Source organism: Candidatus Latescibacter sp. (assembly GCA_030692375.1).
GTDB lineage: Bacteria > Latescibacterota > Latescibacteria > Latescibacterales > Latescibacteraceae > JAUYCD01.
Window position 1 is genome coordinate 1 of record JAUYCD010000121.1, and the last position, 9,716, is coordinate 9,716.

Sequence of the window (9,716 nt, forward strand, 5' to 3'; positions counted from 1 at the left end):
TCGGGGGCTGCATTTCAACGAATTAATATACTCCATGAAACAAATATACCAGGATTTTCTTTCCCCGGAAGTGGTCAGCCGCATCTCACGGCTCGATCTTATCGCCCGGCTGGTGGTTGAAGGTTTCATCACCGGCCTGCATAAAAGCCCCTATCACGGGTTTTCGGCGGAATTCGCCGAACACCGCCAGTACATGGAAGGCGATTCCCTCCGCTATCTTGACTGGAAGGTGTATGCCCGGAGCGACCGCATGTATGTAAAGCGGTTCGAGGAGGAAACCAACCTGAAATCCCATATCATCCTCGATATGAGCGGCTCCATGGCATTTCAGAACCGGGGCGCGGTGACCAAATTCCGCTATGCGAGCATCCTCGCCAGCGCCCTGGCATTTCTGATGATCAGGCAGCGTGACAGCGTGGGACTGGTCACTTTTTCCGACACCATGAAATCGTATGTCCCGCCGCGGTCGGTGCAGTCCCAGCTCAAGGAGATCATCAAAGCCCTCTCCGCTTCACAGCCGGAAGGGAAGACGGTGACCGGCGCTGTCCTTCATACCATGGCGGAGAGAATCTCGACCCGCGGCCTGGTCATTCTCATCAGCGATCTGGTGGTAAATCCCGATGAGCTCATCCACGGCCTCAAGCATTTCCGTCACAACGGCCACGAGGTGCTGGTTTTCCATATACTCGATCCCATGGAGCTTTCATTCGATTTTAACGGCGAGACCCGGTTTACCGACCTTGAAACAGGCGCCCGCATTACCACACAGCCCTGGCATATCCGTGAGAGCTATCTTTCCCTGATGCAGGAAAGGCTCTCCCGGCTGGTACGTGCCATGCATGAAATCCCGGTGGAATATGCCCGGTTCACCACCGACATCCCGTTCGACCGCGCCCTGACTGAGTATCTTTCCAAACGGAAGAGGCTCCACTGATGAATTTTCTGAATTCCATTATTCTTCTCGGGATGGGCGCCGCGCTTCTGCCGCTCCTCATTCACCTCTTCTCCCGCCGCCGTGCGGTGGATGTCTCCTTTCCTTCCATCGAATTCCTCGAACGCATGAAAACCGACCGTATGCGGCGGCTCAGGCTGAAACAGCTCCTCATGCTCCTCCTTCGCACCCTTATCATCATCATGGTTATCCTGGCTTTCGCCCGTCCGGCGATCCGGAGCATCTTCCAGAAGAACGCCCACACCTCGGCGGTGATCATCATCGACAGTTCAGCTAGCATGCTGTATGCCGAAAGCGGCGAGTCACTGTTCGCCTCAGCCATTCGGAAAACCGAGGAGATTCTCTCCCTGCTCCGTGATGAGGACACCGCTGCGGTCATCCTTTCCGGAGGAGCCCCGGCGACTCTGGGGACCGGTCTTACGAAAGACCGCAAGGAACTGGTGAAAGCCCTGTCCGGCGCCCGGAATTCCGGCGGGGTGAACCGCTCCTCCGCCTCGTTCCGCAAGGCATTCGACCTGCTCGCCGCTTCTACCGCCCCGAACCGTGAAATCTACTATCTGACAGACGGAGCGGTTAATGCCCTTCCCGACTCGATGGCTGAAGTAAAGAACGTCCGGCTTTATAACATACTTATCGGGCCGGCGCAGAGAAATGGCGCGGTAATCGAGGATATTACCCTGTCGGATTACCTTCTCTCGCCCGGGAAAAAGAACAGGGTGACTGCGGAGGGAAGCCTCGGTCCTGAAGATACCGGCGCCGGGATCGAATTCTTTGTGAACAGCGAGCGCAAGGGAAGAACGGAAGTGCAGAAATCCTCCGGCAGCCGGGTAAAAGCCGATTTTGAATACACTCCGGAAAATCCCGGCTGGTATTCCATATGGGCTACGGCTGCCGACGGTCGGTTTGAGCCGGGTGAAACCCGCCGCATGGTGGTCCATGTACCGCGGAAAACGAATATCCTTATCTGCGGAGGCGCAGCGGATGATCTCTTTTTCCCCGAGCGCGCTCTCTCGCCTGACCCGGAGAATCCGATGTTCGCCATACGTACGAGGATCGCCCCGGAGCTGACCGAATCGGATCTAACCGGGACCGATGTGGTGATTCTCACCGGGGTGAAGACTCTCCCGGTTCCCCTCTACCGAAGGCTTCTTACCGATGTGGTGGATCGCGGCGCCGGACTTCTGGTATTCCCTGCAATGGAAATGGACCCCGCGCTCTATACCGACGGCATATTCCGGGACCTGTTCCCCGCCCGTGTGGATAAGCGGATCACCCTCGATGGCAAGCAGGCGAATTATGCGGTCATGGAATGGTTTAACCTGGGTCACCCCATTCTTCAAGGTATATCGCCGGGCGGGAAATTCCAGCGCCCGGAGGTGAGATCGTACCTGCGGATTATCCCGGTGGGAGATATTTCGGTCATGGCGCGGTTTGGGGACGGTTCCATGGCTGCCGGAAGCGCGGCCTGCGGGAAAGGGAAAGTGATTGTCTTCGGTGTTGACGCCTCGCGGGGATCGAGCGACCTGCCTTTGACCGGCATCTTTCTGCCGCTCTTCATCCGCAGCGTACAGTATCTTTCCGGGTCTTTTGTTCTCGGCGGACATTACGAGACCGGCGACCCGCTTCATGAAACCCTGGGGGATGTATCCCCGTCCGGCGCAGTGACCCTGAAACCCGAAAACGGCCTTGCGCGCTCGGTGGAAACCGTCCGAAGCGGGAACGCGGTAACCGTGACCGGCGAATCCGCCGGGGATCCCGGCTTCTACGCCCTTTTCGCCGACGGGAGCGAAAAGGGGCGGTTCTGCGTCGATATTCCCCGCTCGGAGGTTCGTTTCGAGAGAGCCGACAGCGCCCGGATGTCGAAAGCGTACCGTAACCTGACCTGGAAAGCGCTGGATGAATCGGAGAATATCGCAAGGGCGGTCACTCAGGACCGTTATGGGAAAGAGCTGTTCGGGCTGTTCATCGTCATCGCGGTTGCGCTTCTTGGGGTAGAAATGGTGGTGGCAAGGAAGGTTTGAAGACAAAATCCCCTCTGGCTTTGCCATCTCCCCTTATTAAGGGGAGAATTCGCATCAAACCTTACTTTCTTTTGAATGCTCTTTTGCACCCCCTTAATAAGGGGGTCGCCGCTTATGCGGCGGGGGGATCTTTTCTTCAGCCAACTTTTCTATTATTTTACATACACTTTCGAAATCTTCCATTACATCCTCGTTCTTCAGGCGCAAAACCTTCAGTCCGTAAGCCGAGAGAATACCATCTCGTTCTGTATCATAAACTTTGCCTTCTTCCGAGTAATGCTGTTCTCCGTCTATCTCGATAACCAGCTTAAGCGCGGGGCAATAGAAATCAACGATGTAATTGTCGATGGGGTGTTGAGAAAGCACGCGATGCGGATACTTCCGAAGACATTCAAGCCACAGTTTCCGTTCAGCAGAGGTCATTCGTTTGCGGAGTTCTTTCGCACGCTGAATGAGATCAGGATTGTAAGGGAGAAAACGGCCTGTGAAAATCAGGCCGCGCTTTTTCAGGTCATCTGCTGAGAACAAAAGAAAATCCCCTCTGGCTTTGCCATCTTGGAGAAAGAAAATCCCCCTGTCCTTTGGACATCCCCCTTGTTAAGGGGGACTTGGACGGGCGTCTGTTTACCCCCTTAAAAAGGGGGTCGCTGCTTGGCGGCGGGGGGATTTTAAAAAGGGCAGGGGGGGAACCCCCCTGCACCCCCCCTTATCAAGTGACAAGTATCAAATATCAAGTGATCAATAGTTCTGGGGAGAGGCCCGACGCACAACCCGGAAGCCTATGTAGTAGACCCTGCTGAGCGGGTTGCCGTAGTTGCGATCGGCTGACCGGCAAAAGTCATCGTAGTAGCCCCAACTGCCGCCGCGATTCACACGGTAGGAGCCTGTTTGTGCACCTGATGGATTGTTCACACTGCCGCTTGCATAGGTCCCATACCAATCATGACACCACTCCCACACATTCCCACTCATGTCACATAAGCCATACGGATTCTTTGGGTAACTCCCCACCACTACCGGCTTTCTCGGTCCGTTGTCCCAATAATTCGCCTTTTCCTTGCTTAGCGTTCCATCATCCGTCCCATATTCATATTGTCGCCCGCCCCGGCAGGCATATTCCCATTCCGCTTCAGTCGGCAAATCAAGACCATAATACAAGGCAAACGCTTTCGATCCATACCACGTCACCCACACCACCGGCCAGTTCTCATGACCGGACACCACACTGAATGTGTCGTTGTTGTATGTGATCCAGCAACGGGCGTCCGGATATCCTGAGAAGGTATCAGAGAGATAAATATACTCCTGCCCGCTGTACGCTCCCTTCGCCCCCTTCACGCTCGTACTCGACGGTGTAATGTCTCCAGTCGCCTTAGCATCATTCAAAAATTTAGCATATTGCGCGTTCGTGATTTCATACACCCCCATTTCAAATCCCGTAACAATCACACTGTGCACAGGCGTGGCCACTCCCGTTTGCCCCATCTGAAACGTCCCGCTGGGTATGGAAACAAACGTGATGCCCTGGATGATCTGAGAGCCGCCTTCCGTAATGGTATCCCCGGTTCGGGTGAACTGCATGGTGTGTTCGCCGATGAAATTCAACTGCGTATCTACAGCCTTTACCTTGGCTGTATGCGTTCCTTCGCTGTAATTGGTTATCTTTATCGGTATACGCCACATGCCGCCGCCCATGTCGATCATGTTCATCGCATTGCTCGAATCAATAAAAAATTGCACTTCCTGAATATCGGGCGCGTTAAACGTTGTGGCATAGAACCAGTATTGCCCAGCTATGTTGGGATCCTTGTCAAAACGGAGAAGCTTGACGATCGCCTCATAGACGGTGAATTTCTGAGAGAAGTAATCGGTGTTCCCCTGGGGGTCCTGCACAAGGAGCCGGACGGACTTTTCGCCGACTGTTGTAAATGCGTAGGTTTTTGTACGGTTGCTCGATGACGGGGTAGTATCATAAACACCGTCGCCGTCAAAATCCCACTGGTAGAGAAGACTGGCGGAAGAAGTCTCCCGGTCGTTAGATGCAGAGGCGTCAAAGGTGAGATTGGCGCCCACAATCCGAGATTGGGGACTAATTGGGGATATTGTGAAGGCTGCTACAGGTTTCTGATTGGGGTGAACGGTGATTGATGTGGTTGATATAGTTGTCTTGAGTGCATCATCCGTAACAATAAACCGGATACGATAAATCTTGTCGGAAGTTGTGTCGTTGGTGAAGATATAGTTCGTATTTTTCGATTTGATCTCGATTGCCCCGTCGTCATTGATATCCCAGCCATACGCAGTTATGGTACCGTCAGGGTCGTATGAGCCGTCGCCAACTAGCAAAACCCCAAGGGGCGAGTAGCCTTCTGTTATTGCAATTTTGGTGTCTGCATTGTAAACTTTAAGATCGGCCACCGGCGGTTTGCTGGCATTGTTTCTTACATTTATCATACCGAAATATACCTGTATTTTGGGATCGGTAGCATTTCCCTCGAAAAGTACCTGAAAATTATGCGAGCCGGCCTTGGTAACCTTTGCGTCGAGGGGGATATCCAGCGTCCCCCCGGCGGGAAGAGCGGAAAGTGTGATTCCATCTTTTGGGGAGAGAGAAATGCCTTCTGTAATATCGTAGATATGAAGTTTTGTCGGCCCCGGCAGAGAGAGCGCACTGCCGTTTTCCACTGTCAGGTTGATTTTAAAGGATTCGTTGGTGCCGGGTATGTCCGGAGTAGTGATAAATTTTTGGATTTGCACAAATGCTTGAGTTCCTGTTTCTGCTTGAATGGTAATTGGCTTTTTTGTGGAAATATTTCCGTTTATACCAAGACCTAAAAAACGAGTGTGTATTGCATTTACTTCCAGAGTAACGGGTTTATTTATCGTTAACCGCCCCCTTTTATCCAAATGGCCATTATCGTTATCAAAAACATATTTATCATTATTTGTTATAAAAGTTAGGCCTTTATTGTTGGTTACTTCAATATCCATAAAGTTTGCTTTGAATTGCAATGTTGATCCAATTGGTATACAAATTGTGCCCTCCGTGACACCAAGACATTGTATTTTTTAAATCATCCGTCACCATGGTTTCCATAAGTGAAACACCATTTGGCATACATTCTTCCCATATTTTGTAAACTACTAATCCCAAAACTACAGCCACAAATATCACTGTGATAGTGACTGGTTCAAAAGTTGATTTAAAAGTCGCGGAAGGGAATTGGAGATGGAGTATACGTCCTGAATTTGTAAGATAAAGAATAACTGGTATGTCCTGATTTTTTTTGTCCCATGACTGAGTATTGTAAAGCATTACCGTGTGTATATCAGGATGTTCTTTCAGATACCAGACCACCTGTGAAATTGCCAGGGTATCCATAATACTTTCTTTTGGCAATGAGAACCCATTTGGCAAGTTAATAGCCGACCAGTTCACATTTGTGGTATCTGCGGAAACCATCGGTACGGTCACCTGAGAAGAAGATTCGTTTCCTATGAATTGCACGGTTGGAATTACTTTGCCTGTAAGCTGTTCCAAAAGAACAAAACTCCCCTGGCTCACTTTCTGCACAGTCGCCTGCACTCCGGATAGCGTTGAAGAAGAAAGCCCTTTTTCTGTCACCAGTTGCATAGTAACGCCGGTTGCCCCTGCCAGAACCGTGGTTGCTCCCGTGCTCCCAGTTTGCGTAATAGAAACATCCTGCTGGTTATCGGGAAGCCGTTCCACGGAAATATTTTTAGTCTGATTGCCGGAAAGGATGAGGTGTTCCTCACGGTATGCCCTTATTCCCAGGCCGGTCACTTCGATGGTATAGAGAGTTGAAGCGTATCTATGTACCTCCGCAGTTTTCGATGATCCTGAGAAGCCACCGGTTCCCGATGCAGAAACAGCTCCGTCCAGAAGAAGCATTTTCTTCATAGCGACATTGTTCCCTGCCAGGAGTCGATACAAATAAACACCAGCGGCGCAAGATTTTCCCGTATCGTCGCGGCCGTTCCATATCAGAATATGAACGCCGGGTGATTTGAATCCGCTGTCCAAAACGCGAACTTTTTGTCCGAGGATGTTATAGATTTCCAATTGGATGGTATTGCCCTTTTCGAGTGTATATCCAATATTCGTAGCGGGATTGAACGGATTAGGCCAGTTTTGAAGGAGTTGAAACGGGATGGGCTTTTGTTCGGAAACACCCGTTTCATCGAAGTTTATTTCAAATTTTCCACTTGAATTGGTTGAAGCGGTATATCTTTGAGAAAGGTCTGATTCGCTGGTAACCACAACCAGAGCATTGGTCACCGGTTTGGCCGATGTGTCGGTAACAACGCCCTGAATGGAAAGACCGGAAGCAAGATTACAAAAGAGGATAAATGCAATAGCCGTAAAAATTGAGAACCTGCCCCATCGTTTCATGGCAAAAGCTCCTCTAAAATTGTTTCTATGATATTGTCATTCTTCTCTTTCAAAATAAGGTTAAAAGTAAAAAAGCTTTTATATAAAATGAAATCCTTATTCCAAATATACGCGTGTTTATCAAAAAGAAAAGGAATTATTCATCTCAGTCCATAACTTCTTTAACCCCCTTCGATAAGGGGGTCGGCGCATTTTGCGCCGGGGGGATCTTGCTTAAAAAAGAAAACCAAAAGGTAACTTTTTTTGTTATATTATACAATCCCCTTTGGCTTTGCCATCTCCCCTTGTTAAGGGGAGAATTCGCTGCAAGCGCTTGTTGCTTCTTAAGTGCTCTTTTGCACCCCCTTCGATAAGGGGGTCGGCGCTATAGCGCCGGGGGGATCTTATCCTCGAGTTTATAAAACCTGATAAGCTCACATAAAACGAAAGCTCTTATCTCTCTATATCTTTCTCTTTACCCCGTAGGCTCATGAAACCCAAAGAAGTGCTATTCATCAAAGGCGCCCGCGAACACAATCTGAAAAATATCGATGTGGTAATCCCCCGTAACACTCTTACCGTCATCACCGGGCTATCCGGATCCGGCAAATCCTCTCTGGCGTTCGATACTATTTACGCCGAGGGGCAGCGCCGCTATGTGGAGAGTCTCTCCGCTTACGCCCGCCAGTTCCTGGGGCTGATGGAAAAGCCCGATGTGGAATACATCGAGGGGCTGTCTCCGGCCATTTCCATCGAGCAGCGAGTGGCATCACACAATCCCCGCTCCACTGTCGGCACGGTCACCGAAATATACGACTATCTCCGCCTCCTGTATGCACGGCTGGGAGTGCCGCACTGCCCTTCCTGCGGGAAAGAAATCAGCCAGCAGACTCCCCAGCAGATCGTGGATGACGTGCTTTCCCTGCCCGAGGGGGCAAAAATCCAGATTCTGTCGCCCCTGGTGCGGGGCCGCAAGGGGGAATACCGTGAAATCTTCCGGCGGTCCCAGGCGGACGGCTTCCTGCGGGTTCGGGTGGACGGCGCCATCCGCAGCCTTGAAGAGGACATCATCCTCGACAAGAAGGTGAAGCACACCATCGAGGTTGTGGTCGACCGGCTGGTGGTTTCGGACAAAATCCGGTCGCGGCTGACCGACTCGGTCGAAACCGCGCTCCGCCTTGGGGAGGGACTGGTCATCATCAACAACGCGGAGAACAGCGAAGACCGCCTCTACAGCGAACATTTCGCCTGCCATGAGTGCAATATCAGCCTTGAGGAGATCGAGCCGCGGCTGTTCAGTTTCAACAGTCCTTACGGCGCCTGCCCGGAATGTTCAGGGCTGGGCACCCGGCTGGAGATCGCCCCGGAGAAAGTGGTTCCCGACGCCTCCCTCTCCATCCTCGAAGGCGCCATCCGTCCCTGGGGAATTCCCCGCGGGCACTGGTATTACGCCCAGATATACAGCGTTGCCGACCATTACGGAGCGGATCTGAACAAACCGTTCGAAAAGCTCTCAAAAGAATTCCGCCATGTCACACTTTTCGGCTCGGGAAAGACTGCAATCGAGTTTAGATACACCAGCGGCACGGGGAAGTTCCAGGGACAGTACAAAGGGGCGTTCGAGGGAGTCATACCCAACCTTGAGCGCCGCCACCGTCAGACCGAATCCCAGCAGGTGCGTACCTGGATCGAGCGGTTCATGCGGGCCATGCCCTGCCATTCCTGCAGCGGAGCCAGGCTGAAACCGGAGGCCCTCGCAGTCACTTTCCGCGATATGAATATTCATGAAGCCACGCAGATGTCGGTCCAGGAAGCGCTGGCCCATTTCCGGTCGCTCGAGCTCAAGGATAACGAGGAGATCATAGCCCGTCAGATACTCAAGGAAATCCGCCAGCGCCTCGTATTCATGAATAATGTGGGGCTGGAATACCTGACTCTTGACCGTGTAACCGGCACACTTTCCGGCGGAGAAGCCCAGCGTATACGGCTTGCTACCCAGATCGGCAGCCAGCTCGTCGGGGTTCTCTACATCCTGGATGAGCCTTCCATCGGACTGCACCAGCGCGACAACAACCGCCTCCTCGATACCCTCCTCTCTCTCCGCGACCTGGGAAACACCGTCCTCGTGGTCGAGCATGACCGTGAGACCATGCTCCACGCCGACCACATCGTCGACCTGGGGCCGGGCGCAGGCGTCCACGGCGGCGAGGTGGTTGCGCAGGGAACCCCTAAAGAGGTGGCCGAGTCCTCTTCGCTGACCGGACTCTTCCTCTCGGGCCGCAAGAAAATAGAGGTTCCCCCAAAGCGCCGCAAAGGGAACGGAAAATGCCTCAGCATTCTGGGAGCTTCC

General features: G+C 52.2%; 6 protein-coding genes. 3 read left to right on the forward strand and 3 right to left on the reverse strand.

Annotated elements, in window-relative coordinates; translation table 11 throughout:
- The first annotated feature begins 34 nt into the window (after positions 1-34).
- Together Q8O92_07665 and Q8O92_07670 are read left to right on the forward strand one after the other, a co-directional pair.
- Complete coding sequence (locus Q8O92_07665) at positions 35-934, forward strand: DUF58 domain-containing protein (protein ID MDP2983190.1); 900 nt, start codon at positions 35-37, stop codon at positions 932-934.
- Entirely contained in the window at positions 934-2,973 is a 2,040-nt protein-coding gene (locus Q8O92_07670) for a BatA and WFA domain-containing protein (GenBank protein MDP2983191.1), read from the forward strand. The genes Q8O92_07665 and Q8O92_07670 overlap by 1 nt, the downstream gene beginning before the upstream one ends.
- 93 nt (positions 2,974-3,066) lie before the next feature.
- On the opposite strand, the gene Q8O92_07675 is transcribed toward Q8O92_07670, so the two are convergent.
- The 3 genes from Q8O92_07675 to Q8O92_07685 form a co-directional block, all read right to left on the reverse strand.
- Complete coding sequence (locus Q8O92_07675; GenBank protein MDP2983192.1) at positions 3,067-3,501, reverse strand: endonuclease domain-containing protein; 435 nt, start codon at positions 3,499-3,501, stop codon at positions 3,067-3,069.
- Positions 3,502-3,711: 210 nt separating this feature from the next.
- Entirely contained in the window at positions 3,712-5,730 is a 2,019-nt protein-coding gene (locus Q8O92_07680; protein MDP2983193.1) for an SUMF1/EgtB/PvdO family nonheme iron enzyme, read from the reverse strand.
- Positions 5,731-5,953: 223 nt separating this feature from the next.
- Positions 5,954-7,387 (reverse strand): T9SS type A sorting domain-containing protein, encoded by a 1,434-nt coding sequence (locus Q8O92_07685; protein MDP2983194.1) that lies wholly within the window; start codon positions 7,385-7,387, stop codon positions 5,954-5,956.
- A gap of 469 nt (positions 7,388-7,856) precedes the next feature.
- Here Q8O92_07685 and uvrA point away from each other — a divergent pair.
- The coding region (gene uvrA, locus Q8O92_07690; GenBank protein ID MDP2983195.1) for an excinuclease ABC subunit UvrA at positions 7,857-9,716 on the forward strand (1,860 nt) is incomplete at its 3' end.